The following is a 25,467-nucleotide window of genomic DNA, read 5'->3' on the forward strand; positions in this document are numbered from 1 at the left end:
ATAGGAAAACATATATTCGTTCGCCTGGGTATTACGGTGTGTTTGAAGACCTAGCAGAGTTTCTCCTCCGGAGGGCCTCAGAGGAGGGTGTCAGCTTTGCCGACGTGAGGTTTGAGGATACGACCCGCGAGTACATACAGCTTGTGAACGGGCGAATCGTCACGCTCAGTGTCTCGGCCTCTCGGGGCGTGGCGGTTCGAGTTATTAGGGAGGGCAGTATCGGCTTCTCGTCTACCACCGAGTTAACGAGGGAGGGGCTTGAAAGAGCGCTGATCAGCGCTGTGAAAGCCGCTCGAGCGCTTGGCAAGGGAGACAAATCTGTCGCGGAGCTGGGCGTCAAGGAGGGCAGGTACACTTTCGGCTCGGTGAGAAAGCACCCATCGAGGGTAGCGGTGGACGAGAAGATAGACCTGGTTAAGAGGGCTTACAGCGTCGCGAAGAATAGCGGGGCGTCGTCGGCCACATCGCGCTACGGGGCTTACTACGGCTTCGTGGAGGTCTACTCTCTGGACGGCGTGCGCGTCCTTTCGGAGAGGCTTGTAACAGGGATCTCCGCGTCTGTGGTCCTCCGCGAGAACGGGAAGACGGGGGATGGCTTCGAAACTTTCGGGGCGTCTCAGGGGCTAGAGTACTTCACGGGAGATAAGGCACCCGAGAGGGCTGCTGAGAGGGCGGTGGAGATGGCACGCCTCTCCCTGAAGGCCAGGCGCCCTCCTGCCGGTGAGCACGTCGTGATAACAAGGCCTGAGCTCACGGGCGTCTTCGCCCACGAAAGCTTCGGCCACCTTACGGAAGCCGACAGCATTTTCACGAAGACGAGCCCCCTGACCGGTCGTCTGGGCGAACAAATAGCCAGCGAGCTTGTGACGATAGTGGATTCCGGCTTTGACCCGCGGGGCGGCTACGTCCTGCCCGTCGACGACGAGGGTACGCCTACCCAGCGCACAGTGCTCGTCGAGCGTGGAGTGCTGGTCGGCTACCTGCACAGCCGTGAAAGTGCAGCGCTACTCGGCATGAGGCCGACGGGGAATGGGAGAGCTCAGAGCTTTGCCCACGACGTTATCGTGAGGATGAGAAACACTTTCTTCGAGGGGGGTGACTGGAAGGAGGAGGAGATAATCAGGGAGACGCGGCACGGGCTCCTGCTCGACAAACCGGCGGGGGGTCAGGTCGAAGAGGATGGCACCTTCACTTTCAACTCTAGGATAGGCTTTATTGTTGAGAACGGAGAGCTCAAGGAGCCCGTAAGGGACGTCGTTCTAGCAGGAAATATACTCGAGATGCTCAAGTACATCGACGCCGTGGCCAACAACGTGGAGATCTCGACGAGCCCCTTCGGAGGGTGTGGGAAGTATGGCCAAATGGTGCACGTCGGCGACGGGGGGCCTTCCCTGAGAGCTACCCGGCTTCTCGTGGGAGGTGAAAGGTGATGGTGGAGTCAGCCTACATCCTGGATAAGGGTTTGAAGCGCGCGCTCGAGCTCGGGGCGAGCGAGGCTGAGATCGGCGTCACCTACACAGGCACTATAAGCGTAAAGTCCGAGGGGACATACCCAAAGCCCATCACGAGGTACACGTCAGACGTTTGGGTTAGAGTGGCCGTTGGGAAAAGGGTAGCTATCGCGACGGCAACTTCGTCTGATTGGAACGTCGTGGAGAGAACCATCAGTAGTGCGGTGGAGATGGCTAAGAAAGCCGAGGAGGATCCTTACTGGGAGGCTCTCCCTGACCCGGAGCCGCCCGTCCACAGCTGGATCGGTTACGACGAGGGTGTTGCTTCGCTCGAGGTTGAGCAGCTCGCGAGCATTGTGAGGGATCTAATAGGTGAAGCGCAGGTTCTTGACCCAAGGCTAAAGGTCGCGGCTGCAGGGGGATCCTCCACGGTGTTTAGGAGCCTGACGTACAACACGAGAGGCGTGAGAGCAGAGGACCGAGGAACATCAATGGGGCTGTTCCTCTGGCTGAAGTCATCGGATGGCTCCCGGGAGGGCACGGGTGGGGCCTCCGTTGAGGCAAGAGGGCTGATCTACGATACGGCCCAGATGATCGAGAAGGCGAAGAAGCTAGCTCTGGACAGCCTGAGTGCTGAGAAGCTGGGACAGCCGCTGACAGGCAACGCTCTGTTTATGGCCGAGCCCTTAGCGAGCCTCATCGAGTACCTCATACTGCCCGCTTTCAGCGCAATGAACGTTCTTGAGGGTTTCAGCCCGCTCCGCGATAAATTGGGAGAGAAGGTTCTGGGCGAGCTCACGCTGATAGATGATGGCTGTATGCCTGGTGGCCTCGCGACGACCCTTTACGACGCTGAGGGGGTTCCGAGGAGGAGAACAGTCCTCGTGGAGAAAGGGGTGGTGAAATCCTACCTGCACAACACGTACACTGCCAGGAGAATGAAAGTCCCCTCTACCGGTAACGCCATTAGAGGCAGAGGCGCGATAGGGATATCCTCATCCAATCTCATCGTAAAAGGAGGACTCCACACAACGGACGCACTCCTTGAGGATGCGAACGTCGTGATTGATGGATCGCTTCTTAGCGTTCACACCGTTAACTACATCACCGGAAACTTCAGCGTCGTTGCCTCGAACCCCTACCTCGTTAAGAGCGGTGAGCTGGTTCCTCTACGACCCGTCACAGTCTCGGGTAACATATACTCGATAGCTTCGTCGCTTGAGCCGGCTGTTCACGTGAGAAACACGTACACAGGTATATACACACCAGACGTGCTGTTTAAAGGCGTCACGGTTTCAGGGTAGTAGCTACTGCTCCGGAGTGATCGTTTTTCCACCACTTGCAATGAGGTCCAGTTTGAACGTCCAGAGGTCGTAGAGCTTTCTCGGCACTGCTTGCCCGGTCCTCCTCTCGTCCACCACCTTCCAGTACCTCCCACAAACGTGGCAGATATTCAGGGTAAACCTTCCTTCTTTGTCTGCCGGAATCGATGTGATCTCCTCCGCGTTCTCGTTCCCGCAGTAGGGGCACTTGTTCTCCTGGAAGCCCCACTCGGTGCCGCAGAACTGGCACTTCAGGTGGGCTGAGCCTTCAGAATCTATGATCTCGAGCCTCGTAGACCCGCCGCAGACAGGGCACCTTCCTAGGGTCCATGTCGAGATGTCTATTTTACCGCTCAGCCGCGAGGCCAACGCCTGGAATAAGACTTGCATGACCCAGGCGGTAACAGCTTCAAGGACCTCGTGATCAACCCGTAGCTCCTCGGCTTTGGCGTGAGCGTAGTCGACGTCACCCGTCAAGAGGCTCTCACCCAGATTGACCAGGCTCAGCTGGCCGCTTTTCCACGCCTCCTCTAGCCGCTCCAGAGACTGGGACGCGTCAGGCAGCTCGGATTTCAGTAGCCCCGTTATCTGGAGCATCGCCTGACCCAACTCCTCCTCGTTAAGGCCCAAGTCCACTCCCAGGAAGGCCGGTTTCCCCTCCCTTAAGACAGAGTTAGCCTTTTCAACATCAACGTGGGAGTACTTCTCCTCGAAGATCGCCTGCAGCTCTTTCTGAAGCTGCATCAGCTTGACGTACGTTTCGAGGGAAGAAGCGTCTATTGGGATATCTTTGTATATCTCCTTTGCTTTCTCAACAAGGTTTTCTCCCATTTAAAACCATCGCCTTTGGCGTGATAAAGCCGCGTGACCTAGAAAAATACTTAGCGGTTCAGGGAGAATCACTGGAACTTCAAGAGGTTCGGAGCCCCCCTCAGGAAGAACGCAGCCGCCTCACCTCTCCTTATTCCTATTGAGCGCGCAATGGGGTCGCACTTCGCAACAAGCATTACAAAAACAGGCCTCTCGGGAGGGTACGCGAGGAATGCCTCGTAGTTCGCCATGCCCTTCGAGATCACAACGTCAGCCCACTTCAGCGCGTTTAACGACTCCTCAGACGCATACCCGGGAACCACTCCCGGGAAGTCGCTACCGGTGCTTACGACTTCGCCAAGCTCGTCTAGCCCGTACTCCTTGGCCTCCCTGACCGTGACGTCGTTCTGGTATGGCTCGCCCTTGACCACGATTTTAATATCGGAGCCCATGGCTGAGATCTCCTTCAAGAGAATCATGTCGAACACCGCTTCACCGCAATTGTCTAGAATGTACGTCACCCTGCTACTCTGGAGCAACGTGAGGTAAAGCTTCTCAGACTCATCCACCCCGAACCTTAGCTCACTCAGCCTGTGGTGAAAGTCCTCCGGGCCGGTTCCCATCGGCGAGCCCGGATCGATGAAATTTGCCGCGAGGCTGGCTCTGACCGCGTAGTGGAATCGCTCAAAACCTACCTTGGATTCAAGCTCGCTTAAAACGGCTTGGGACAGCTGCAACGCCACCTCGTGGGACCTTTTCTTGAACGCGGCGTAAGGATCATCCTTACCTAAAAGCTCTTTCGATTTCCTGTAAGCCCTCCAAGCGAGCATCGTAGTCGTATCGCTGCCCTCAAGCATCTCGCCGTAGGATTTTACCAGCTCCTTCACGGCTCGCATCTTCATCTCATCGCTGAGCTCCGAGCCAAGGATTTCCCTCATGCGAACGTTGAGTATGCAGGGCACGCACTCCGGCGACAAGCGCATAACTCTGTCAAGCAAGCCTAGCCTATTAAAAATTAAGCTTCCCACATCCTCGTGGAACAAGCTTAAAGGCCCGGCCTCAGGCGACAACTAACATAAGCTTAATTGGAGGCAACCTGTCTATCGGCATGTGGAGAGCGAGATAGAGCTTCGCCGGAAGATCGTCCGAGCCTTCCAGTACCTCGAATCCTTGGGGGTAAACTTCGGCTACAGCGGCAACATCAGCGTGAGGACCGGTAACGACAGGATCTTCATATCCCCAAGCGGTCGGAGAAAAAGCGACCTAGCTCCTGAGGACTTGCTAGTGGTGGACCTCAGTGGAAGAGCCATAGAGGGCTTCGGCCGGCCTAGCGTCGAGCTACCAACGCACATAGCCATTTACAAAGCTAGAAGGGACGTCAACGCCATCGTTCACGTCCACCCCGTTTACGCGTCTGTGTTCGCAGTCCTGCGTGAAGGCATCCCGCCTGTGCTTGAGGAAACGGTCATTTACGTCGGTGGGGAGGTGCAGGTGGCCGACTACGCCCCAACCGGATCACCACAGCTGGGTGAGAACGTCGTCAAAGCCCTGGGCGACCGGAGCGCGGTTATTCTGGCAAATCACGGGATTTTAACCGTGGGTAGGACTCTGGACGAAGCCGTTGACACCGCCGTTTACGTGGAGAGAGCCGCCAAGGTGTACCTCTTGGCGCGCCTGGCTGGTAAGCCGCACCCGCTCCCAGATGAGGCGTATAGGCTGGAGAGAGAAATCTACCTCACGCGAGTCAAGCCCAACGCGGTGTGACGCCAACTTTTTAAATGGGGGTGCCGTCAGGGAGAGTGGTTTCACGCTGAGCCGGTTAAGGCTGATAGATAAACCTGCGGCTCAGGTCATCCTGTCTCGACTACGTGACAGTAAGACACCTAGATCGGAGTTCCGGCGCTTGCTTTACAAGGCAGGGATCGTATCCGCCTACGAGATCTCCAACGAGGTACCGCTGGCCGAGATGACAGTCGCGACCCCGCTGGGCGTGAGGGCTAAAGGCTACGAGTATGGCTGCGACGTGACCGTTCTAGCTGTTCTCAGGGCCGCACTCCCGATGGCATGGGGTATGCTAGAGGTGTTCGAGGACGCTAAGGTTGGCTTCGTCTCAGCAAAAAGAGCGGAAGTGGACGACGTGGAAAGGAGGGAGTTCAGTCTGGAAGTGGAGCTGAGCTACATGTCGGTTCCCGAGCGCTCGGGAGTTATTATCGTCGTAGACCCGATGCTGGCGACGGGTTCCACTCTATCGGCCGTTCTTCGCAAGATCAAGGAGCGGGTCGAAGCCGAGAAGATTATTGTTTCAGCGCTCATAGCAACCGAAGTAGGCGTAAAGAGAATTCTCAGCGAGCACGGGGGTATAACGGTGTACGCTTTCGCGGTGGATCCCCAGCTAAACTCCAGGGCCTTCATAGTTCCCGGGCTTGGCGACGCGGGCGACAGGGCCTTCGGCTAGCACTCTGCACGCCTCCTCGGCTAGAGCAACCGGATCCTCAACAATTTTCACAGTCGCTAAGGCCCTCGAGTCTATGTAGGGGGTAAATGCGGTAAGCTTGTCTGTAGAGAGGCCCGTGCCGCCAAGGACCAAGACGGGCTTTCCCTCGAGGTATGCCGTGAACACCTCTTGCATTGTTCCAGCCTCACCGCCCAGCGCGACGAGGACGTCCGCGGTCCTAGCCAGTACGACGCTCCTGAGCCTGAATCCCATGCCCGTTCGAACAACAATGGTTGCATCAGGGAAGTGCTCGGCTTCACGCTCCAAGGGAGGAAAAATGATAACACCCAGCCCGCTTGCCAAGGCTTCGTCGGCAACTACTCTCATCAAACCCCAGTAGCCGCCAAGCGCTATGAAGGTGTTCGCGCCGCAAAACTCCCTAACTCTCCTCACGAAAAGACGGGCTTTCTCCTTGAGGCTCTCAGGGGGCTCTGTGCCCAGGCATGCTACACCTATGATTTTCACCGCAACCACCCCCTTCAGGGCAAAAAGGCGCTTAACCTCCTGCAGAGACTTTTGATGTCGTACATTGCGGCTCCGATAGGTAACCCCGAGTAGATGAGTACAACGGCTTTTCCGAAGCCGAATTTCCCGTATGAGACACCGAAGTCATTACCTTCTGCGACGAAATACCTCGGCGGACCCGCTGCCAGCTTGCGGAAAACCGCGTCTATGAAATTAATGGTATCTAATACTGAACGCCCAATTTCAGCTGTAGCCTCGCCGACCGCGACGTACTCTCCGTCAGCTATGATTACCGCGCCTCTGTACTGCGTTCTATCTTCCAGGAATTTTTCAACCTCCGACTTCACCTTCTCAACGACTCCTCCGGACATCGTCAGGGTCTAGCCTCAGGTAAGTCGAGAAGGGCTATAAAGGTTGTCAGGCAATCAAGCTTTCCTCACTACCGATCGGAACCAGAAACCCTCATCATCCAAGAGCGTTGACGCTTGAGGCTCTAATATGAGTTGCGCGAAGCAGTGTAAGCCTTAAAAAGCTCATCTCTTGTAGAGGAGGAGCCCTATCAGCGCAACCAGGCCTGTGCTCAGCCACACAATCCAGTCACTGAAGCTCAGCGCAACAAAGACCACAATGAGTGCGTCTGCCACCAGAGGTAGCACAGGGATATTTCTGATGCTGAGGGGTATCCTGAAGAACCTTTGGCGTTCGGCCTCGGTCCTCCTCAAGACGACCACCGAGAGGTTAACCAGCAGGAACGCCAAGAGAACCGAGAGGCTCGCGGTTTTCCCGACAAGGTCTATCAGCTCGTACTGGTACTGCCCGAAAGCCAGTCTCCAGCCCGTCACCTTAGGCAGGTAATCCGTGAGCAGGACTAGCAATATCGACAGTACACCGGCAAAGGCAACGGAGACATAGGGGGTTCTGCGCCACTTGTCCACCTTGCCGAGCCCGCGGTGGACGACGCCCTCCTCCGCGAGGCCGTAGGCAAGCCTCGAGGCTGAAACGAGGAAGCCTAGAACAGTGTTCGTTGTAGCGAAAAGCGCGATGAATGAAAGAAGGGCGTACGAGGGCTTCCACACCCTCGAAGCTGCTTCAGCTAGGGGGGCTTTGCTGTGTGCTAGATCCTCCCAGCCTATCAGCCTGACCACAGCCATCGCGACGAGGATGTAGATGAGGGTGGTCACGAGTATGGCTAGGACTATGGCCTTCGGGACGACTCTCTCGGGGTTCTTTGTTTCCTCGCTCAAGGTTGGCTGGTACTCGAAGCCCGTGTAAGCGAAGTAGAATATAGCCGCACCGACCATAACTGCAAGCACCGGGTCGACGTTGGGATTGAAGGAGAGGTAGTCGGGCTGCCGTTGCGGGAATAAAAAGCCCAGAGCAGCCACGAAGAGGAGTCCTGAGGCCTCTATCAGCGTGAAAACCGCTGAGAGGGAGGCCGACTCCTTTATACCCCACCAGTTTAGGAGCGAGAGTAGCGCTAGGAGAGTGATCGTCACAGGCACTATGGCGTTGGAACCCAAGCCTGCAACGCTTACGAAATAGCTTGCGAAGCCTAGAGCCGCCGTTGCAGCTCCGGCTACTCCTCCGAAGAATATCAGCCAAGCCGACACGAACGCCAATACCCTGAGGTTGGGGAAAGCCTTCTCAATGTACGTGTGGGTGCTGGCCGCCGTGGGGAACATCGACGATAGCTCGGCGTAGGAGAAAGCTGTGGAGAGGGCTATCAAGCCGGCAAAAGCGACACTGAGCCATACGGCGTCTCCAACTAACCCGGCAGCGCGGCCGACAAGAACGTATATACCGGCCCCAAGGATGAGGCCCACGCCGAACAGGGTGGCGTAGCCTAACCCCAGCTCCCTTTTTAGCTCTCCCATACGTGAAAAACAGCTCACGTCTGCTTATAGCATTTTCTGAGAAAGAATAAAATGCCTTGAAAGACGAGTCAGAAACAAGGTTTAGTTTACTCCTTCAGCTCTACTGTAATCGCTTCAGGGAAGCTTCCCGTTTCCTGCCAGATTCTTAAGTCCTTGGCGGTTATCTTAACGGGTTTGCCGTTGTTGAGCTCTAGAACAACCGTCCCTGTGATGAGCTTGTTTGAGCCTATTTTCTCTTCCAGGGTGAAGCCGAGCCGTTGGATCAGCCTGGTAAGCTCCCGTCTATACTCTTGCAGGACGGTTCGGTTTCTCGCGCCTATAGCTCCCCAAAGGTACTTTATAAAGCTGACACCTGCCGGGTTGACAGGCCTTATAACTTCGATTTCGATTGTTTCACTCATCAAGCAATAAAGTATTAGTGGTCTAAATATAGATAATGGTTACCAGAGAACCCGTGTGATTCTAACCCTGCTACTAGCCTCCTCTATCCTGAGCCAGTCCTCGTAGCTCATCCTCCAGCCCGCGCCTCCCGCGTTGCTCCTGACCTGCTCCTCGCTCTTAGCGCCGGGGATGGGAACGACGACGGGGCTTGACGACACAAGCCAGTTAAGGGCAACCTGCGATGGGCTCTTGCCGTACTTGCTCCCAACCTCTGCTAGAACTTCCACGAGCTTATACACTTGGGCGAAGTTTTCTGGGTGAAAAACCGCCTCTCCGCTCCTCACATCCTGGAACCTGGGGAGGTTGTCTGGAGTGTACTTCCCGGTCAACGCGCCCTTCGCCAGCGGGCTCCAGGCTAGGAGCGTGAGCCCCTCTCGCTCAGCGTAAGGCAGAATCTCCTTCTCAGCGTCCCTTTCAGCTAGGTTGTACCTAACCTGTATGGATACCACGTCTTCGGTGGAGAGGCAGTACCTCGCCTCATCTATAAGAACCGGAGGGAAGTTGCTCAGACCTATGTACCTCAGCTTACCCATGTGGACAAGCTTCTCGAGCGCACGCATGTACTCGCACGTCGGGATGTTGTGCCAGCATGGGGGCCAGTGAACCTGCATCAGGTCGATTTCCTCTACCTGAAGCCTCTTCAGGCTCCTCTCAACAGCCTTGTACACGTCGTGCTCAGCCAGGAAGTCACCAGGGATTTTGGAGGCTACGAGGAAGCTGTCTCTCAGCCCAAGCTCCATTAGCGCTCTCCCCACGAACTCCTCGCTCATCCCTCTGCCGTAAACCTCCGCCGTGTCGATGAGGTTTATCCCCTGTGCGTGGGCTTCCTGAATAACCCTCTTTGCCGCCTCGTACTCCGTCAAGCCCCAGCTCTCGCTGAACTGCCACGCGCCGAGCCCGATCCTGGAGATCTTCTCACCTGTATTTCCGAGAAACGTGTACTCCATCGAGGGCAAACCACGTGTTCGCAGTTTAAATCCTTTTGGTTTAAGGCTTGACGTACCTCGGGTACTCCGTGCCCGAAGAGGTTACGACAACCACTTCGTGTACAGGTAGAGAGCCCTCCACCTCCACAGTCACCGTAGCCGTCCCGCCGGGCTGTATGTACACGCTCTGCGGGTATGCGCGTCCATCGACCCTGACCAGGGTCACCGAGGTCGGCTGAGTGCCGCGGTTCCTGATATGGATCGTGAGCTTGCTGCTACCGTTGAACGCGTACTGTATGTCCAACTGCTCGACGCCAGTCTTCTGGGAGACCATGCTGGACGCGAAGAACGCTAATGCTAGTGCCATCGCCACCACGACGCCTACTATGACAAGGGTCTCTACAAGCTCCACGCAACCTAGTTGCCGGAACGGTTATTTTTAATTTATCTGCCGTAGACACGGCTGATCGCCGAGCCTAGCCCGCTTCAATACCTGTAGCTTTCCGGATAAGCTTGCGGTAATTCATTTAAGGTTTTTTTAGAAAAATATATATTAAGGTTTGATGTATGTAAAACACGACCTAAAATGTCTTCATACCTCGATTGGATGCTGAAAGTGCTCAGGGAATCCATCGAGCTAGCCGGACTCCCAGAGGAGGTCTACGACTACCTCAGCAAGCCCGACAGGGTGCTGATGGTCAAAATCCCCGTGAGGATGGATAACGGTAAGCTGGTAGTTTTCGAGGGCTACCGTGTCCAGCACAACAACGCCCTCGGGCCCTACAAGGGAGGCATCAGGTTCCACCCTGAAGTCACCCTCGAGACCGACATGGCGCTCGCCATGGGGATGACGCTGAAGAACTCGCTGGCTGGCATACCTTACGGCGGCGGTAAGGGCGCGGTCAGGTGCGACCCGAAGAAGATGAGCGTGCGCGAGCTGGAGCAGCTGAGCCGGGGTTACGCGAGGGCCATCGCCTCCATCATAGGCCCTGAGCAGGACATCCCCGCACCCGACGTGAACACTAACCCGCAGATAATGGCCTGGATGGTGGACGAGTACAGCAAGCTCAAGGGCTACAACGTACCCGCCGTCTTCACAGCCAAACCCCCTGAGCTCTGGGGCAACCCTGTGAGGCTCTACTCGACCGGCTACGGAACCGTCATCGCAGCCAAGGCAGCGGCCGAGAGGTGGATGGGCGGCTTTGAGGGACGGACAATAACAATACACGGATTCGGCAACGCTGGGCAGTACGCGGCCCTCTGGGCCACTAGGCTAGGCGCCAAAGTCGTGGCAGTAAGCGACACCTCCGGCACCGTCTACGACCCCAACGGGATCGACCCTGAGCTAGCAATAAAGGTGAAGAACGAGACGGGGAAAGTCATCAACTACCCGAGGGGGAACAAGCTGAGCGACCCTGAGGCTTCACTGTACGTCGATGCGGACATCCTCATCCCTGCGGCCATCGAGAACACCATCACCGAGAGGAACGCCGGGAAGGTCAAAGCACGGCTGATCGCCGAGGCGGCTAACGGCCCCACGACCCCGGAGGCTGAGAGGATCCTCTACTCTAGGAAGGACTTCATCGCGGTCGTGCCAGACATCCTGGCGAACGCCGGTGGCGTTATAATGTCCTACCTTGAGTGGGTTGAGAACCTGCAGTGGTGGTTCTGGGACGAGGAGGAGACGCGCCAGAAGCTCGCCTCCATCATGGAGAGGAACTTCAAGAGAACCGCTGACAGGTGGGAGAAGCTAAAAGCGGAGAAGAGCGGTAGACAGGTCACGATGCGAGACGCGGCCTTCGTCTTAGCGGTTGAGCGAGTTTACACCGCTATGAAGCTCAGAGGTTGGATCTAAAAAACTTTTTTTCCTTTGCTTTTTCTTGATAAATGTTTATTAAGGAGGGCGTGTACATGATCCTGATGTCAGTGCAAACTCTTCCTCCTCCGCCTCCACCCCCAAGGGTGAGGCCGACTGGAGTAACGATTCTAGCGATACTCGGCTTCATTGGAGCAGCCTTATTCATCTTCGCCGGGCTAGCCCTTGTAGCTCTAGGACCGCTAATCCTAAGCATAGTGAGAGAAAGTATGTCCCATCCCTTCCTTGCGTTAATAGCGGGAGGCCTAGGCGTTTTCCTGCTTGTGCTCGGCGGGATCGAGCTCGTAATAAGCTGGGGGCTGTGGACCGGCCAAGGATGGGCGTGGTGGCTCGAAGTAATATTCAGTGCGCTGGGCCTCTTGTCGTCGCTAGTGGACCTCCCAAGAGGGGTCATAGGACTACTGGTAAACGCACTCATCCTTTACTACTTCTTCAAGCCGCACGTCAAAGACTACTTCGGAGTGAAGGTCTCGTTTTCTACTTAAAGGGCTTTTTTCTCTTTCTGAGGGCGTAGATGAGGGCGTAGAGCGCCCAAGACAGTATGCCGACCGCCCCTACTCCTCCCCCAAGGTCGCCCAGCGTTGGAGCGGCGAGCACCGTGAGCGCCCACCACGCGTTCACAGCCCCGTGGAAGCTGGCCGCGGGCAGCACGCTCCCCGAGATCTCCCGTAGGTAGAACATGGGGAGTGTTAGGAGGACCGTGAAGAGGGGGAACAGGAGCGCTCCCTCCACGCGGTGCACAGGGTAGTTATGGCCGAGCCAGAGTATAGCAGTAGCGTGCCAGAAACCCCAGATTAGGCCGACCGCTAGAACGGTTTTGTAGTACCCGAGACGCGGGAGCAGTGCGTGGTACAGGTAGCCTCTCCAGCCCACCTCTTCACCAAGCGCAAAGAGAGCGTTAACGGTGACTGCAGCGAAGTACCCCGAGAGAACCGTAAGGAAGAGGACCACCAGCGGGTCCAGCCTGACAGGTCCCAGGCTCGCAGACAACCCAGCGAGGTCGAGCTTCCCGAGGAGCGCCTCGAAGAGCAGGCAAAGGGCAAGCGGGGGAAGCACGAGGAACGGGGCAAGCAAGTACCAGACGACAACCCTCCCTCCCACCATTCTCAAGCCGAGGGCCTCCAGCACGCTCCCGCTCCTGTCGACGAGCAGTACAACGGGCAGCGCGCTTAAGGCAGGCGTGTACATCCTCAGGAAGCCCCACGCTAAAGCCGCCCAGGGAGCAGCGTCCGCGGTTAAGGCGAAAGCGTAGTCGATAGATGAAGCGAGGGCAAAGCTCAGTGCTGTGTAGGCTAAGATCCCCTTCACCCAGTTCTCCACACTCGGCACCCTAGAGGCCTTTCCAACGCCTTTGTTACAACGCTTGTGGCTGCTATTCGCTGATCAGGGCGAGGCTTCTGCCCTCCTTAAGTATCTTCACGAGCACGCCGCGGAGGATCTTGCACGCCTCCCTGAGCTCGGGGTACCTGAGCTTGTAGTACACCTTTGTGCCCCTCCTCTCGGACGTCACTATGCCGAGCTGCTGCATGTAGGCGAGGTGCCTCGAGACCACGGGCTGAGGCTCGCCCGTAAGCTCGACAAGCTCTGAGACGTTCCGCTCCTGGCTCTCGAGGAGTTCGAGCAGCCGTAGTCTCAGCGGATGGCTCATGAACTTGCACAGCCGGGCTTGCAGCTCAAAGAGCCTCTCCTCCGGTACCTCCTCTGTGCCACTCACATTTGAAAGAAAGGGAGATATATACAAATATGTTTCTATCCGCGTAGAAGGGGCCTCGGCGCCGCCTGCTCGATCGGCGCTGCCTGCTCGAAGGACACCCTAAGCGAAACGGAGGAAGCGCTGGCCATAGCTAAGCGCGGGGGAGCCACAACCGTGAATCTTAGCGTGACCTTCCCCTTAGGCGGCACCTGGAAGCTCCACGACTCACCGCTCCTCGTGCTCCTCCCGATGTAAACCACTTTGCCGTTAGCCTCGACTTTGAGCACAAGGGGCGCTGGGGACCACTCTGCTCCGACGAGCTCCAGCCTCAGTTTGGCTGGTCGCGGCTCTCGGTTCTCGACGGCGACGCTGCTCTCGCCCACCACGGGCACTAGCAGCTCCTCCCCGTTGATGTTCAGCCTTACGTTCACGTAGGAGCCCCGCACATCTATCACCGATCAGAGCTGGGAGTGCAGGCTTTATAAAGGATTTAGTTCAAAACTGAGAGAGCATCCATAAGGTAAAGTACTTAACCAGTCTTCACGAATGCATGGTTATCCGCAGAAGTGAGGATGCCGGTCGCGCCTGAAAAGGTGATGAACACTGGGAGAATTATGGGAAGCTTTGAACTAAATCCTTTATAAACATGAGTTCTGCGCCTCCGCACGGGAGTGAAAAATGATTGGATTAAGAGTGCTTCGCGTGAGGTGCCCAAAGTGTAACGGTCAAATTCTGACAGAAATAAGGCCGGAGGTTATGCTTGACGCTAAAAACTCACCTTCAGGACTAACTGCAGTCGCCGTTCCCCACAGTGACCATGTCCTTTTGATATATATTGACGCTAACGGTCATATGAGAGGATTAAGAGTGGCAAACATCGTTCCAGCGGAAGTCCTGGAGAGCGAAATAAGGTGAGATTGTGGTCGCAGAGAGCGTTCTCAAAAGAGGTATCCAGCCTCATCACTACTTCATAGCCAGGACAATTATGTCATTCTGCGAGGAAGGTATTTTGAAGTACGCAATTGTGAGGAGCGCCATGTATAGAGTGGGTAAAGGTCTTCGAGAAGCCTACGGAGGCCCGAGTGATCCAGTTAAGGCAATTGAGTTCCTGAATGGACTTCTGGGCTTCACGGGAAGGCTTGAGGTCATTCGGGAAGGTGCTGTAGTCAAAGTTACTGTGGATCGCGCGACCTGTAAAATGTGCCCGAGAATCATCGGTGGCACGGAGCTAACAGAGCCCTTATGTCCTTTGCCCGGTCTGCTAAGCGGTTACTTAGGTGCTAATCTAAAAGGCTCGAGTTTTCAAAGAGACTGGCAGACTTGCGTAATAAATCTAAACCTAGAGTCATTGCAAAACAGCGCAGAGGCGTAGTACAAGGGTAATACGCTGTTTTGTGAACGCAAAACTGCATCAAACTCTTAAAATAACAGGCCTCCTGTGGAAATCTCGACGAAAAATGCGCAAAAGCTTGATCAAGTGCGTGTGTTAAGTGGTTTGGGCTCTCAGCCAGTCTCTAGGTATTTTCGACTGCTCCTCCAATACCTTTCCGGCTATGGCGTCCGCCTTCTCCAGCGTGTACTCCCACGCTTCACGCACTCTTACGTCTAAGCCAGCTGGGAGGCTGGATTGAGGTACGAAAACCCTACCGATAGAGGCTCGCAGGAGAAGCCAGTCGCGGAAGAAGTTGAGACCGAGTTTCTCTATAGTCTCTCTCCTCGGAGGCGTGCCGGTCAACCAGTAGATGTCACGCACATAGTTTCCGGCGATTATTCTGTGAAAGCTCTTTCTGTTGGAATCGTCGATTAACGCCTGGGCCAGTTTCTCCCGGGCCGCTTGAAGGAATGTTTCTTGTTCCGGAAGAAAGAACACTCCGCTCGCTGACAGTAAGTAATCTCGGGCGTCTAGTAGAACCTTGAAGGTTCCTGATAGGTACACAGCCGCGGCGACAAGGAATGATGAGAATATGCTTTTCATCAGCCTATCTAACGCCTCGCTAGTCGATTTTATACGCATGCGGCCATCTTTAGCGAGCAAAATGACGTCTTCTTCAGTGAAGTATCCCTGGAGGACAACCCGATCTTTCAGCTCGAAGGCTGGAACCGAGAAAACCCCTTTGGATAAAGCAGGAAACGGGTGCTCTTCGGTGTTAGTCAATTTCACCAAGTTGAGGAGAGAATTTCGCTCCAATAGCTGGTAAACGTGCCATGAATCGCCACAACGGGGATGCATGTATATTTTCAGCATCGTCTAACTGCAACAGCGAACTGAAAGTTATCTCTTTCTACTCCAGTTAAGGCTGAGCCGGATAAATACCTAGCTGGAAATTTTCCCAGAATTTATCTATTTTATACAGTGATTTCTGTAATACGGAATACGTAATACGTTAATCATATCTTGGAATATAGATTATGAAAAACGTTGCTCAGGCTTCGTAGTTCACATGATGCATTGCTAACTTTCACCATTATTTCTACATTTATTGGCCTCACACCACTTTTCATGAATAGTGAGTTGAGCTGATTCTATTTTAATGTAACTTTTATGTAGAAATTAGAGCAAGTTATTTTATAAGTTACGTTTTTATTATCGGATAATTCTATGTTTTATGATAATAATTCAGTGATAATACCCTGGTATAGCGTCATCTCACCGCTCCCGCCCTTAAGGTGCGAAGATTTCGGTTTTGGCAAAAGCATAAGTGAGGGTGCAGGAGAATACCCACGTGAGCTCGATAATAATCAAGAATCCCGAGCTAGTAATCACGATGGATGGGTATGGCAGTGTACTCAGAAGGCAGTCGTTGCTTATTAAGGATGGAGTAATAGAGGCTATTGGCGACTACTCGAGCATAGTGTCGGCATACGGACAGCCTGACGAGGTGATAGATGGTCGAGAAAAAATCGCTTTGCCGGGGCTCATTGACATGCATACACACGTCGCGATGGCGGGTTTTAGGGGGCTTGCGTCGGACGTTAGCGACGTTATTTACAGCGTTTTCTGGCCTCTCGAGAAGAGCTTAGATGGTTCGACAGCCTACAAGCTTGGCCTACTTGGCGCGCTTGAAGCTGTGAAGAGTGGAGTCACACTCTTGGCTGATCACTACTTTTTCATGGATGAGATTGCCCGCGCAGTCGTGGAGGTGGGTGTCCGTGGCCTGCTGGGCCACACGTACATGGACGTTGACGGCCCCTTCAGCGGGCCTGTGGAGCTTGCAAAGGCTATTGACTTCATCAAGAGGTGGCGCGGCCACAGCCTCGTGACGCCCGCTCTCGCCCCCCATGCTACTGATACCGTGAACCGGGAGAACCTCGTGTTCATGGCTGAGAAAGCGAGGGAAGATGGGCTGTTCATTCACATGCACTTAGCGCAGACTGAAAGAGAGCTCAGAGTTGTTCGCGAGAGGACGGGGGATACACCCGTGAGGTACGCTCTGAGGCTGGGGCTACTAGGTGCTAAAACCATCGTTGCTCACGCGAACTACGCTGACCCGCAGGAGAGGGCTCTCCTGGCGCACAGCGGCAGCGCTATTGTGCAGTGCCCTTCCACATACTTTCTATCCGGTGTCCGCTTCCACGCCTACGACTACTGGCAACTTGGTGGCAGCGTGACGATTGGAACGGACGCCCCGTGCTACAACGACAACATAGACATCTTTGAGGAGATGCGTATGCTCGTCTACGGCCAGAGGATGATGCTGGAAAAACCCAACCTGTGGAGCGCCTACGATGTCCTCGAGATGACTACGAGGGGTGCTGCCAGGTCTCTTGGTCTGAGAACTGGAATCATTAAGAGGAGCTTTGACGCCGACATTGTCTTGATTGATGCCAAGAAACCCCATCTTAGGCCACTGTTCAACCCCTACTCCCTAGTCGTGTACTCGGCCACAGCCGGGGACGTTGACACAGTCATCGTGAAGGGCAAGGTTGTTGTGCGTGGGGGGAGGCATGTGAGCCTCGACGAGGAGAGAGTCATCCACCAGGCTGAGGCGGCGGCCACAAGCGTCCTCAGGAGAGCCCTAGACGAGAATCCCGATCTTGAAAAGAGGATAAGAGTAAAGGAAATATAGGAGCAACGCGCGGTTGTAGCAATGGCTAAGCCGTTACACATACTAGCTCGACCCGAAGATATCGCTCCTCGAGTAATAGCTTCGGGGGACCCTGCACGCGTAAGGCAACTCTCAAGCCTTTTGGAGGGGGCGAGGCTGGTAAACGAGAACAGAGGGTTCCTTGTCTACACTGGCAGGTGGAAAGGTGTTGACGTGACCGTCGCGACGCACGGCATCGGTGCCCCTTCGGCTTCCATCGTATTTGAGGAGCTCATAATGCTCGGTGCAAGGCTCATTATCAGGTTTGGGACATGTGGGGGGTTCCTGAGGGACATGCGCGTCGGCGATTTCGTGATCGCTACTGGGGCTTCTTACATTCCGGGCGGCACACTTAGCACATACACCCGGGGGGACTGCATGGCCGCTGTGCCTGACTACGAGGTTCTGCATAGACTGGTGGAGAAAGCTGAGGAGTATAGCTTGCGCTACTTCCTGGGACCGGTAATCAGCAGCGACAACTTTTACGCCGGTATAGACTTCCTCAATGAGTGGGTGAAGCGGGGTATGATAGCCGTGGACATGGAGGCCGCCTCGCTAATGGTTTTGTCGAGGATCCGAGGGGTGAAAGCAGGAGCGGCCTTCGTCATCAGCGATGTTATAGGAGAGGCGTATGCGAAGATGGCTACAGCGGAGGAGCTCCGCGACGCTGTCGACAGGGCCTCTCGCGCAGTCCTTGACGCCGCAGTCTCCGTCAGGCTGTAGGCAGGTTTAATGGAAGCCCTGTCTTATTCCCTAGGCTTTCTCGAGCGGATCTCAACTATTCCGAAGCTGCTCGGAGCCCGCAGCACCGTAGTTCTGCTACCACCGTACGCGTTCGTTGTCCCCGTGGGCGAGGTCAGAGAGGCTAGGCGTAGCTTGGAGCACATATTCGTCTACAGGGATTATGAGAGGCTTGCGGAGTTCTCGCCTGAAACAGCGTCACGAATTGTGGATTTAGGTGCTTACCTCGGCTTCTTCACCGTTAGGTCGTTGCTTCTCTCAAGGGGTTCCAGGGCCGTGGCTGTTGAGGCCAACCCGCTTTCCTGTGTGTACGCTCACTGGAATATCGCACTGCACGGGCTCAGCGGGAGGGCTAGGGTCGTGTGCTCGGCTGTGGACAGTGAAAGAGGTTTGGGTAAACTCTACGTGGGGGAAAGCATGGTAAACTCTTCCCTGCTCCGCGGGTACGTTGAGGAGTACACGAGCGTCATCGGTGAACGATGGGTTCCGAAGATCACCCTCGAGGATGTTTTCCGGCTGTCAGGGTTTGAAAGAATCGACCTCCTTAAAGTTGACGTCGAGGGGGTCGAGTACCGCGTCTTATCCGCGTCGAAGGCCGCTCTTGAGCACTACGACGTCCAGAGAATAGTCGTCGAGGTGCATGAGGGCTTTTCGACCGCTAAGAAACTTAGCGAAGCCCTGGGGGCTGAGTACACGACGTACATTGTGGTTGATGAAAGCGCTCCTAACCAAAGTTTTCTCTTCGCGGTTAGGAGGCGATAATAATAAAATTTAAGTCTGCAAAGTAAAATTATGCCTTTTCACATTAAAGCTATGCGCGTGGCACCCCGCGTTGTTGTGGTTGGCGACCCCGGAAGGGCTAGGCTTCTCTCAAGCATGCTCATCAGACCTGAGCTTGTGAGCGAGAACAGAGGGCTACTTGTCTACAACGGGACTTGGAGGGGTCTGGAGATAACCGTCGCCACGCACGGTATGGGGGGCCCTGGCGCTGCGATAGTATTCGAGGAGCTTATACAGGCTGGAGCTAGGGCGATTGTCAGACTCGGGACTACAGGGGGGATTAGTAAGGAAGTTAGTATCGGGGACTTCGTTGTCCCCACAGCCGCTCACTACATTCACGGGGGGCTCTTTAGACAGTACTTCGGCGACTTAACGGTCTCGGCCGCTCCGTGCCTTTCACTGGCTTGGAGGCTTTACACTAAGGGGCTCCAGAGGGGGTTGAGAGTGCACGCTGGCCCTGTCGTCAGTAGCGACGCTTTCTACGCGGAGGACAGGAGTGTCGCAGAAAAGTGGGCTGGCGTTGGTGCTTTAACTGTCGAGATGGAGTGTGCAGCGCTTTTCTCAATCGCGATGCTCAGGAGGGTCAAGGCCGCGGCTCTTCTGCTGGTGAACGGTCACCTCCTCGAGCCCGATAAGAGGATGGTTTCCGAGGAGGAGCTTCTGGAGAGGATTAAGCTGGGCGGGGAGATCGTGTTCGACAGCCTCACAAGCGTAAAGGTGTGAAGCCTTGAGCGAGTTCGCCTACAGAAGGCTCACCGAAACCAATGTTGCTTCTAGGCTCATAAGGGATGTGAGGAGAGTCCTGGTGTACGGATCCTGTGTTAGAGACGAGTATCCTGAGGTCTTCGAGAAGTTTAGAGCTGGTAGAGTTCCACTGGCTGTCTGCCTGGAGGCGGAGCACTTCAACGTGGTGGCGCTTAAGCTTGCCTCCATGTTCGCCAGGGTGGAGCTGGAGGAGGTTGCCGTGCTGACCGTGGACGGTTCCCCGCACTGCGTGGGCCTGCACCACGCGGTGGAGGAGGCTTTAAAGGTCACGGGCAGGAGTACAACGGTCAAGCACTTTGTGGTAGAGGGGGGCGAAGTTGTGGAGGTTAGCGGCCAGGCCGTTAAAGTCGCAAGGTATCTTTCCAAGGTGCAACAGCTCCTAAAGGGTAAAGTTTAAGTCTCACTCAGAGAGTAACCCTCTTGTGAGCCAGAAAAAGTGGAGCGTCTTCCTTGCAATAGTGGCCATCTTCTCTGCCTTAACCGCGGCGCTGACTTCTGTTTCAGCGGTCCCGAGCCCGACCGGCGGCTTCACGCACGTTGGAGACACTGTAATCTACCTGGCAGGGCTCCTGTTCGGGAGCAACGTGGGCCTCGCAGTGGGGTTGCTTGGACCGACTATAGCTGACATCGTGGTTGGTTACCCGAGGTGGTATGTTACGCTGGTGGCTCACGGGCTCCAGGGCTTTATAGCCGGTATGGGGAAGGGTAAGAGCCTCCGAACTCAAGTTGTGGTTATGATCACGGCGGGCCTCGTGATGAGCTTTACGTACTTCGTCGTCAACGTGTACATAAAGGGTTTTGCCCCGGCTCTCGCCTCCCTCATCAGGGACATATTCGGGCAGACGCTCGTCTCCGTGCTTCTCGCCGCTCTTCTCGTAAAACCGTTGGAGAGAAACGAGGTTGTGAGAAAAACCTCGCAGTTAGTTTAAAAACTCTACGGTTGTTTTTGTTCACATGGAATCCGAGGAGGTTCTGTGGAGCGGTAAGCCTCATCCCGCGTCATTCCTGGGACTGTACCTCCTCTACTTCCTACCTCTGCTAAGCCAGATTATCTCCTTCGTCCTTTACGTTTCAATGCCTGAGGGTGCAAGGTCAGCATTGTCCCCCCTCGCTCCAGTGCTAAACTGGGCTACAGGCCTAAGCGAGCCTTACAGCTTTGTCTACACGGCTGGGGCATTGATAGCGACTCTGATCGGCGTTCTTAACTGGCTAGCTCGAGTGGACATCAAACCTCTCATCTTCAACCTCACGAGCTACGCGCTAACGGAGCTGCTGAGGTTCCTTTACCCCGGGCAAGTAGGGTACGCGACTAGGCTTTTTGTGCTGGGTCTGGCGTCTGTTGCTGGGACTTTCGGAGTGGACAGCTACAGGAGGAGTTTCGTCTACAGAATCACGGCAAGGTCGGCCGTTATTAAAGGTGGTTTTCTCAGAAAGTGGGAGAGGGTGGTCAGAAAGGACGCCGTGAGCGATATCGTGGTGGTTAGACCGCTTCTCGGATACCTGTTTGGCTTTGCCCACATTGTGCCGATTACTCAGAGCCAGCTTGGGATGGGTGGCACGTACAGCCTCGGCGCGGTGATTGCCGAGAAGAAGAGCGTGGGGGTGTTGGTGGGTGGGGGGAAGCACATAAAGGAGGTGGAGGCTAGGCCCTGGAACTGCATCTACGGTGTGAGAGACTTCCGCAAGGCTAAAGAGGCTATCTTAAAGTGAGAACCCTACGGGGGCCCCGATGGTGTAGGAGAGGATGGTCGTGCACGTTACGAGAAGGAGGAAAAGCAGTAGGAAGAGCACGTCTCGAGGGGCTACCCGCGTCTCGCTTACGAAGGTCCTCTCTGGGAATTTTCCGAAGCCTCTCGCCTCCATGGAGATCCCCATCAGTACGGCTCGCCTAACCACGGTGAAGAGTAGAGGAGTTATTACAGAGAAGATGGCTGTCCAGGGTTTACTGAGCCTTACATAGCCTTTAACCTTTCTGAACGCGAGCACGTTCTCTAGGTCGCGTTTAATCAGCGGAAACATCCTGAGAGTGACGAAGGTCATGAACGCGTACTCGTAGGGAACCCTCAGCTGCATGGTTAGCGAGGTGGCTAGGTCCCTGGGCTTCGTGGTCGTCGCGAAGAAGACCGAGTAGAGCACTATGACGGCTATCCTAGAGGAGAGCAACAGAGTCTTGGCCAGAGCCGTATGCGGGTCTAGCTTCAAGTTGAGCACGTAGAGCGTGTAGGTAACCCACGTGTACCCTACAATCGTAGATGCAATGCCGAAGACTACTGCTCTGTTAATCCGCGGCCTTGACGCGAAGACGAGGAGGAGAGAGAAGGCTACGTGAGATAGTGTAACGTACGCATTTTGCAGGAGAGCTACGTGGAATATCGCCAACGTTACCGAGATGAGCTTAACTGTGGGGTTGAGCCTTCTTAGAGAACTCATATACGCCTACCACCTTCTTCCTGTAATTCTCAATGGCCCTAGCAGCTCCACTCACGCTAGACTCTTCAGCCAACTCCGCAGGCGGCAGGAAAGCTAGCCGGTCCCACACGTTCTTTCGGACGAGAAGCTCTTGGAGTGTTCCTCTGAATACCACGGTTCCCTCTGACAAGCCAACAACCGCTGTAAGAGGTAGTAAGGGGAGAACCCACGAGTCGTGTGTGACGAACAGCACAGTTTTACCCTTTGAGGCGAGCCGTCTCACCCAACTTAAAACGCTTAGAGTATTCTTGAAATCTAGGCCGAAGGTCGGCTCGTCGAGGAGGTAGAGCTTCCTGTCAAGCAGCTCTGTCTCCAGGAGCGAGATAAGCCTTTTCTCACCTTGGCTTATCTCATAGAGTAGCCTATCGGACAGGTGAGCGAGCCCCCGCGCTTCAAGCTCCCGCCTGGCAACCTTCAAAGCTTCCTGCTTCGAAAAGCCCCTAACAAGCAGAGAGGACGCCACCTCTTCAGCGACTGTGCGCTCAGTGAATTGTAGCTCGGGTACCTGCGTGGTGTAGGCGACCTTACTGTAGTCTGGGGGGCCGCCGAGAACGCTAACTTCTCCGGTATACCTCCTAGTGAAGCCAGCCAAGGTTTTTAAAAGGGTGGTCTTCCCGCTTCCGTTGGGACCTATAATCGCCACTATCTCGCCTTCCCGCACTTCAAGTGAAATGCTGTTTAGTATGCGCTTCCCGTTGGCTCTTACACTTAGGTTCACGGTCTTCACAACGGTATTTGCTCCTGGAATTAGCCGATCGGCTGGAACCGTGGGAGCATTCGTGAAAAATCGCCCAAGCAGTGGAGTGGGGAGCCATATCCCCGCCTCGGTGAGGCCTTCTAGGCCGACCTTGGCTACGAGCTCCTCGAAATTTCTGCAAAGCACGCCTTTCCCGGCGTCGATGAAGAGAATTTTGTCAATAATGCCCTCGACGTACTCTAGCCTGTGCTCCACCATGATGAGCGCCCCGCCTCTCTCCTTGTACGACTTCAGCACCTCGTATATTCTCTTTGAAGAAGCAGGGTCGATGTGCGACGTAGGCTCGTCCAGGAGAAGGACTTTCGGCTCGTAGGATAAGGCGCTGGCCAGAGCGAGCCTCTGCTTCAGGCCGGTTGACAGCGGGTCTGTCTCCTCGGATGAGTACTCTGCGAGACCCGCTTTGAGCAGGGCATCTTCCACTCGCCTAGTTATCTCATCCTTGCTATAACGAAGGTTCTCTAGGGGGAACGCGACTTCGTCGAAAACTGTTTCCATAACGACCTGGGCTTCCGGGTCCTGGAATACGATGCCAACGTCTCCTGCTAAACCCTTTAACCCCTCTTCCGTAGGGTTGTGGCCGGCTACTCTTACTTCTCCTTCAACTTTACCGTGAACGAGCTCTGGTATAACACCGCTTAGGGTTAATAGGAGGGTTGATTTCCCCGCGCCAGTTGGTCCGACAACTAGTAGGGCCTCGCCTTTTTCGAGCGTGAAAGAAATGTCTTTCAGTACGGGGAAGTTTTTAAAGCCTACCGCTACGCTTAACGACTTCACTGAAACTAGGTTCAAACATTTTTCACCGACTTCGCGACCTCAAATGCGTCAAGTATCGAGGTATTCTTCACCACGGCATCTATTACTGCTTTTACAAGCACGCCAGCTATCGTTGCTCCGCTCACGAAGTAGAGAGACCAGAAGAGGATGCACTGCTCCGGGGTTAAAGGTGCGGTTATCCCGTAGAGAATGGTGTCAGCTGGCGCTGCCCATAGCGCGGGTGCCGCTCCGGCTAAAGCCATTGTCAACCAGCCCCACCTCTTATACTTCGTGAGCATAAATACCAGCTCCGACATTAAGCCCTGCATGAAGCCATAGAGGAGCACGGTCGACGCGAACTGGGAGCCGTACGCAAGCTCTAGAACTGAAGCTAGGAACTCTCCGAGTAAGGCTACCCCCGGCTTCCTTATAATGTAGGCCGGCACTGTTGCGCCTATAAACCACATGCCGTAGATTATTGGCACGAATAGCAAGCCCAGCAGAAGCTTTGTAAGGTCCCAAACGATGTTTGACCAGACTAGGAAAATAGCTCCGATGACTGCAGAGAGGGACGCAGTGAGAACCAGCTCTATTACGTTTACCTTCTTCCCCATTATTCTCATAACTTTTTTCAATAACCTATTTATAAACTTTACTGGAAAATCTGTAGAATTTTCCCGTATTATTAATAACCTAGTTATGAGGAAAACGCCGTGCATTAACCAGTTATACTTTCATCAATTGTTCTCTAACAAGAAGATTTATTACTGCGTTTTTTGCGAGTGACACATAGGTAGGATGTTCCCAGAAGGAGTTGCCTTCAACCTGTTTATCCCAGCTTTCAGGAGGGTTCTTGCCCATGAGCTCCGTAAAAGGGGGTTCTCTCAGACAGATATAGCTCGCTCTCTCGGAGTCACACAGGCTGCCGTCAGCAAAATCCTCAGAAGCCCGAAGAGCACTCTAACGAAGGACTTGGAGGATATTAACGTTCAAGTTAAGGAGATTGAGGCAGTAGCGAGTAAGGTGGCCGAACTTATAGCCAAAGGAGATATCAATGAGGCCGGAACTCTGGCGAACAGGTACTGGTGGTTAGTCCTTGCCAGTGGAGATGCTTGCAGGGCGCATGAGAGGTACGGTTGGAGGAAAAGCGAGTGCTACATATGTACCAAGGTTGTTTACCCGGATCTCGACGTCAGTCGTGGGCTTGTGATGGCAGACATGGAGAGAGCGCTGCTCGTGCTTTCATCATCGAAACACTTCCCGAAACTCATCCCTGAAGTTCTCACGAACTTAGCGGTAGCGGTCCCCGGTGCTAAAAGCCTCCACGATATAGCAGCTGTTCCGGGAAGAATCTCGCCCGATAAAAAGGGAGGAATACTGTACAGGAAGCCCGAGTTCGGGGCAAGTAAGCATCTGGGAGGAATCCTACTATCGATTGGAGGCAAATACAGGGCAGTTATCAACATCAAGCATGATAAGCTAATCGAGGAGGCTCTCGTAACCATGGATTTGAAGTTCAAGGAGTTCAGCAGTCAGGAGTACCCGTCAGCAAACCCTGTTGCTGCCGCAGCTCCCGTGCTTTTAGATGAGTGTCCCGACTGCAACGTCCTAATAGACGTGGGTGCAGACCACGTGGAACCTAACGTCTACATCTTCGGTAGTCGGGCAGTCGAGGTCGCTAACACGGTGATAGCAATAGCCGAGCTCTACGATGTTCTAGCGAGAAAATATGGTTTCGATAGCTTTGATAAATAACTTATGAATA

Annotated in this window: 30 protein-coding genes; 15 read left to right on the forward strand and 15 right to left on the reverse strand. The window is 54.7% G+C overall.

Annotated features, from left to right (window positions below):
* The first annotated feature begins 38 nt into the window (after window positions 1-38).
* Together MOV14_RS03085 and MOV14_RS03090 are read left to right on the forward strand one after the other, a co-directional pair.
* A complete protein-coding gene (locus MOV14_RS03085) occupies window positions 39-1,430 on the forward strand; it encodes a TldD/PmbA family protein (RefSeq protein WP_318537772.1) in 1,392 nt (463 codons plus the stop codon).
* Entirely contained in the window at window positions 1,430-2,755 is a 1,326-nt protein-coding gene (locus MOV14_RS03090; protein WP_318538121.1) for a TldD/PmbA family protein, read from the forward strand. Before MOV14_RS03085 ends, MOV14_RS03090 begins: the two co-directional genes overlap by 1 nt.
* A gap of 3 nt (window positions 2,756-2,758) precedes the next feature.
* On the opposite strand, the gene MOV14_RS03095 is transcribed toward MOV14_RS03090, so the two are convergent.
* Together MOV14_RS03095 and MOV14_RS03100 are read right to left on the reverse strand one after the other, a co-directional pair.
* The gene (locus MOV14_RS03095; RefSeq protein ID WP_318537773.1) at window positions 2,759-3,604 is read right to left on the reverse strand and encodes a formate dehydrogenase accessory protein FdhE; all 846 of its coding nucleotides are present in this window, start codon (window positions 3,602-3,604) and stop codon (window positions 2,759-2,761) included.
* Window positions 3,605-3,672: 68 nt separating this feature from the next.
* Window positions 3,673-4,566: a damage-control phosphatase ARMT1 family protein gene (locus MOV14_RS03100; protein WP_318537774.1), complete on the reverse strand. Its 894-nt coding sequence runs from the start codon at window positions 4,564-4,566 to the stop codon at window positions 3,673-3,675.
* Window positions 4,567-4,693: 127 nt separating this feature from the next.
* On the opposite strand from MOV14_RS03100, the gene MOV14_RS03105 reads away from it, so the two are divergent.
* Window positions 4,694-5,347, forward strand: coding sequence for a class II aldolase/adducin family protein (locus MOV14_RS03105; protein ID WP_318537775.1), 654 nt, complete (start codon window positions 4,694-4,696; stop codon window positions 5,345-5,347).
* Window positions 5,286-6,038, forward strand: coding sequence for a uracil phosphoribosyltransferase (gene upp, locus MOV14_RS03110; protein WP_318537776.1), 753 nt, complete (start codon window positions 5,286-5,288; stop codon window positions 6,036-6,038). Before MOV14_RS03105 ends, upp begins: the two co-directional genes overlap by 62 nt.
* On the opposite strand, the gene MOV14_RS03115 is transcribed toward upp, so the two are convergent.
* The 6 genes from MOV14_RS03115 to MOV14_RS03140 form a co-directional block, all read right to left on the reverse strand.
* On the reverse strand, window positions 5,976-6,542 hold the full coding sequence (locus tag MOV14_RS03115) for a hypothetical protein (protein WP_318537777.1): 567 nt from the start codon (window positions 6,540-6,542) through the stop codon (window positions 5,976-5,978). The two genes, upp and MOV14_RS03115, sit on opposite strands and share 63 nt — an antisense overlap.
* Before the next feature lie 14 nt (window positions 6,543-6,556).
* Window positions 6,557-6,913, reverse strand: coding sequence for a hypothetical protein (locus tag MOV14_RS03120; protein WP_318537778.1), 357 nt, complete (start codon window positions 6,911-6,913; stop codon window positions 6,557-6,559).
* 162 nt (window positions 6,914-7,075) lie between these two features.
* Window positions 7,076-8,416, reverse strand: a complete 1,341-nt coding sequence (locus MOV14_RS03125) for an APC family permease (protein WP_318537779.1) — start codon at window positions 8,414-8,416, stop codon at window positions 7,076-7,078.
* A gap of 86 nt (window positions 8,417-8,502) precedes the next feature.
* Window positions 8,503-8,817, reverse strand: a complete 315-nt coding sequence (locus MOV14_RS03130; protein ID WP_318537780.1) for a hypothetical protein — start codon at window positions 8,815-8,817, stop codon at window positions 8,503-8,505.
* Between the two features lie 39 nt (window positions 8,818-8,856).
* Complete coding sequence (locus tag MOV14_RS03135; protein WP_318537781.1) at window positions 8,857-9,804, reverse strand: aldo/keto reductase; 948 nt, start codon at window positions 9,802-9,804, stop codon at window positions 8,857-8,859.
* A gap of 40 nt (window positions 9,805-9,844) precedes the next feature.
* Window positions 9,845-10,195, reverse strand: coding sequence for a hypothetical protein (locus MOV14_RS03140; protein WP_318537782.1), 351 nt, complete (start codon window positions 10,193-10,195; stop codon window positions 9,845-9,847).
* A gap of 174 nt (window positions 10,196-10,369) precedes the next feature.
* On the opposite strand from MOV14_RS03140, the gene MOV14_RS03145 reads away from it, so the two are divergent.
* A complete protein-coding gene (locus MOV14_RS03145; RefSeq protein WP_318537783.1) occupies window positions 10,370-11,638 on the forward strand; it encodes a Glu/Leu/Phe/Val family dehydrogenase in 1,269 nt (422 codons plus the stop codon).
* 32 nt (window positions 11,639-11,670) lie between these two features.
* Window positions 11,671-12,144 (forward strand): hypothetical protein, encoded by a 474-nt coding sequence (locus MOV14_RS03150; protein WP_318537784.1) that lies wholly within the window; start codon window positions 11,671-11,673, stop codon window positions 12,142-12,144.
* On the opposite strand, the gene MOV14_RS03155 is transcribed toward MOV14_RS03150, so the two are convergent.
* The 3 genes from MOV14_RS03155 to MOV14_RS03165 are packed head-to-tail and all read right to left on the reverse strand — an operon-like array spanning window position 12,137 to window position 13,807.
* A complete protein-coding gene (locus MOV14_RS03155; RefSeq protein WP_318537785.1) occupies window positions 12,137-12,979 on the reverse strand; it encodes a CPBP family intramembrane glutamic endopeptidase in 843 nt (280 codons plus the stop codon). The genes MOV14_RS03150 and MOV14_RS03155 overlap by 8 nt on opposite strands.
* A gap of 52 nt (window positions 12,980-13,031) precedes the next feature.
* Window positions 13,032-13,373: an ArsR/SmtB family transcription factor gene (locus tag MOV14_RS03160; protein WP_318537786.1), complete on the reverse strand. Its 342-nt coding sequence runs from the start codon at window positions 13,371-13,373 to the stop codon at window positions 13,032-13,034.
* 35 nt (window positions 13,374-13,408) lie between these two features.
* Window positions 13,409-13,807, reverse strand: coding sequence for a hypothetical protein (locus tag MOV14_RS03165; RefSeq protein WP_318537787.1), 399 nt, complete (start codon window positions 13,805-13,807; stop codon window positions 13,409-13,411).
* Window positions 13,808-14,271: 464 nt separating this feature from the next.
* On the opposite strand from MOV14_RS03165, the gene MOV14_RS03170 reads away from it, so the two are divergent.
* Complete coding sequence (locus MOV14_RS03170) at window positions 14,272-14,724, forward strand: hypothetical protein (RefSeq protein ID WP_318537788.1); 453 nt, start codon at window positions 14,272-14,274, stop codon at window positions 14,722-14,724.
* 114 nt (window positions 14,725-14,838) lie between these two features.
* Here the strand turns inward: MOV14_RS03170 and MOV14_RS03175 are convergent, their stop codons facing one another.
* A complete protein-coding gene (locus MOV14_RS03175; protein ID WP_318537789.1) occupies window positions 14,839-15,597 on the reverse strand; it encodes a hypothetical protein in 759 nt (252 codons plus the stop codon).
* Window positions 15,598-16,075: 478 nt separating this feature from the next.
* Between MOV14_RS03175 and MOV14_RS03180 the strand changes: the two genes are divergently transcribed.
* The 7 genes from MOV14_RS03180 to MOV14_RS03210 are packed head-to-tail and all read left to right on the forward strand — an operon-like array spanning window position 16,076 to window position 21,433.
* Window positions 16,076-17,419 (forward strand): amidohydrolase family protein, encoded by a 1,344-nt coding sequence (locus MOV14_RS03180; protein ID WP_318537790.1) that lies wholly within the window; start codon window positions 16,076-16,078, stop codon window positions 17,417-17,419.
* A 21-nt stretch (window positions 17,420-17,440) separates the two neighbouring features.
* Window positions 17,441-18,160: a purine-nucleoside phosphorylase gene (locus MOV14_RS03185; protein WP_318537791.1), complete on the forward strand. Its 720-nt coding sequence runs from the start codon at window positions 17,441-17,443 to the stop codon at window positions 18,158-18,160.
* A 9-nt stretch (window positions 18,161-18,169) separates the two neighbouring features.
* Window positions 18,170-18,940 carry an FkbM family methyltransferase gene (locus tag MOV14_RS03190; RefSeq protein ID WP_318537792.1) on the forward strand — a complete coding sequence of 257 codons (771 nt, stop codon included), beginning with the start codon at window positions 18,170-18,172 and terminating at the stop codon, window positions 18,938-18,940.
* Between the two features lie 30 nt (window positions 18,941-18,970).
* Window positions 18,971-19,681 (forward strand): purine-nucleoside phosphorylase, encoded by a 711-nt coding sequence (locus MOV14_RS03195; RefSeq protein WP_318537793.1) that lies wholly within the window; start codon window positions 18,971-18,973, stop codon window positions 19,679-19,681.
* 4 nt (window positions 19,682-19,685) lie between these two features.
* Window positions 19,686-20,120, forward strand: a complete 435-nt coding sequence (locus MOV14_RS03200) for a hypothetical protein (RefSeq protein WP_318537794.1) — start codon at window positions 19,686-19,688, stop codon at window positions 20,118-20,120.
* Window positions 20,121-20,145: 25 nt separating this feature from the next.
* Window positions 20,146-20,652, forward strand: coding sequence for an ECF transporter S component (locus MOV14_RS03205; protein WP_318537795.1), 507 nt, complete (start codon window positions 20,146-20,148; stop codon window positions 20,650-20,652).
* A 25-nt stretch (window positions 20,653-20,677) separates the two neighbouring features.
* Window positions 20,678-21,433 carry a PH domain-containing protein gene (locus tag MOV14_RS03210; RefSeq protein WP_318537796.1) on the forward strand — a complete coding sequence of 252 codons (756 nt, stop codon included), beginning with the start codon at window positions 20,678-20,680 and terminating at the stop codon, window positions 21,431-21,433.
* Here the strand turns inward: MOV14_RS03210 and MOV14_RS03215 are convergent.
* The 3 genes from MOV14_RS03215 to MOV14_RS03225 are packed head-to-tail and all read right to left on the reverse strand — an operon-like array spanning window position 21,425 to window position 24,316.
* Window positions 21,425-22,153: an energy-coupling factor transporter transmembrane component T family protein gene (locus tag MOV14_RS03215; protein WP_318537797.1), complete on the reverse strand. Its 729-nt coding sequence runs from the start codon at window positions 22,151-22,153 to the stop codon at window positions 21,425-21,427. The genes MOV14_RS03210 and MOV14_RS03215 overlap by 9 nt on opposite strands.
* Window positions 22,119-23,738 carry an ABC transporter ATP-binding protein gene (locus MOV14_RS03220; RefSeq protein WP_318537798.1) on the reverse strand — a complete coding sequence of 540 codons (1,620 nt, stop codon included), beginning with the start codon at window positions 23,736-23,738 and terminating at the stop codon, window positions 22,119-22,121. The genes MOV14_RS03215 and MOV14_RS03220 overlap by 35 nt, the downstream gene beginning before the upstream one ends.
* Window positions 23,735-24,316, reverse strand: a complete 582-nt coding sequence (locus MOV14_RS03225) for an ECF transporter S component (protein WP_318537799.1) — start codon at window positions 24,314-24,316, stop codon at window positions 23,735-23,737. Before MOV14_RS03225 ends, MOV14_RS03220 begins: the two co-directional genes overlap by 4 nt.
* A gap of 184 nt (window positions 24,317-24,500) precedes the next feature.
* Between MOV14_RS03225 and MOV14_RS03230 the strand changes: the two genes are divergently transcribed.
* Window positions 24,501-25,457: a thiamine-phosphate synthase family protein gene (locus MOV14_RS03230; RefSeq protein ID WP_318537800.1), complete on the forward strand. Its 957-nt coding sequence runs from the start codon at window positions 24,501-24,503 to the stop codon at window positions 25,455-25,457.
* The last annotated feature ends 10 nt before the right edge of the window (window positions 25,458-25,467 follow it).

This window comes from Infirmifilum sp. NZ (genome assembly GCF_022693705.1).
Taxonomy (GTDB): domain Archaea; phylum Thermoproteota; class Thermoprotei; order Thermofilales; family Thermofilaceae; genus Thermofilum.

Coding starts and splice junctions, on each gene's coding strand:
- MOV14_RS03090 (WP_318538121.1), top strand. CDS start 1,430: ATGGTGGAGTCAGCCTACATCCTGGATAAGGGTTTGAAGCGCGCGCTC.
- MOV14_RS03095 (WP_318537773.1), bottom strand. CDS start 3,604: ATGGGAGAAAACCTTGTTGAGAAAGCAAAGGAGATATACAAAGATATC.
- MOV14_RS03100 (WP_318537774.1), bottom strand. CDS start 4,566: ATGCGCTTGTCGCCGGAGTGCGTGCCCTGCATACTCAACGTTCGCATG.
- upp (WP_318537776.1), top strand. CDS start 5,286: ATGAGGCGTATAGGCTGGAGAGAGAAATCTACCTCACGCGAGTCAAGC.
- MOV14_RS03120 (WP_318537778.1), bottom strand. CDS start 6,913: ATGTCCGGAGGAGTCGTTGAGAAGGTGAAGTCGGAGGTTGAAAAATTC.
- MOV14_RS03125 (WP_318537779.1), bottom strand. CDS start 8,416: ATGGGAGAGCTAAAAAGGGAGCTGGGGTTAGGCTACGCCACCCTGTTC.
- MOV14_RS03130 (WP_318537780.1), bottom strand. CDS start 8,817: ATGAGTGAAACAATCGAAATCGAAGTTATAAGGCCTGTCAACCCGGCA.
- MOV14_RS03135 (WP_318537781.1), bottom strand. CDS start 9,804: ATGGAGTACACGTTTCTCGGAAATACAGGTGAGAAGATCTCCAGGATC.
- MOV14_RS03145 (WP_318537783.1), top strand. CDS start 10,370: ATGTCTTCATACCTCGATTGGATGCTGAAAGTGCTCAGGGAATCCATC.
- MOV14_RS03150 (WP_318537784.1), top strand. CDS start 11,671: ATGTTTATTAAGGAGGGCGTGTACATGATCCTGATGTCAGTGCAAACT.
- MOV14_RS03175 (WP_318537789.1), bottom strand. CDS start 15,597: ATGCTGAAAATATACATGCATCCCCGTTGTGGCGATTCATGGCACGTT.
- MOV14_RS03185 (WP_318537791.1), top strand. CDS start 17,441: ATGGCTAAGCCGTTACACATACTAGCTCGACCCGAAGATATCGCTCCT.
- MOV14_RS03190 (WP_318537792.1), top strand. CDS start 18,170: ATGGAAGCCCTGTCTTATTCCCTAGGCTTTCTCGAGCGGATCTCAACT.
- MOV14_RS03195 (WP_318537793.1), top strand. CDS start 18,971: ATGCCTTTTCACATTAAAGCTATGCGCGTGGCACCCCGCGTTGTTGTG.
- MOV14_RS03210 (WP_318537796.1), top strand. CDS start 20,678: ATGGAATCCGAGGAGGTTCTGTGGAGCGGTAAGCCTCATCCCGCGTCA.
- MOV14_RS03215 (WP_318537797.1), bottom strand. CDS start 22,153: ATGAGTTCTCTAAGAAGGCTCAACCCCACAGTTAAGCTCATCTCGGTA.
- MOV14_RS03225 (WP_318537799.1), bottom strand. CDS start 24,316: ATGGGGAAGAAGGTAAACGTAATAGAGCTGGTTCTCACTGCGTCCCTC.
- MOV14_RS03230 (WP_318537800.1), top strand. CDS start 24,501: ATGTTCCCAGAAGGAGTTGCCTTCAACCTGTTTATCCCAGCTTTCAGG.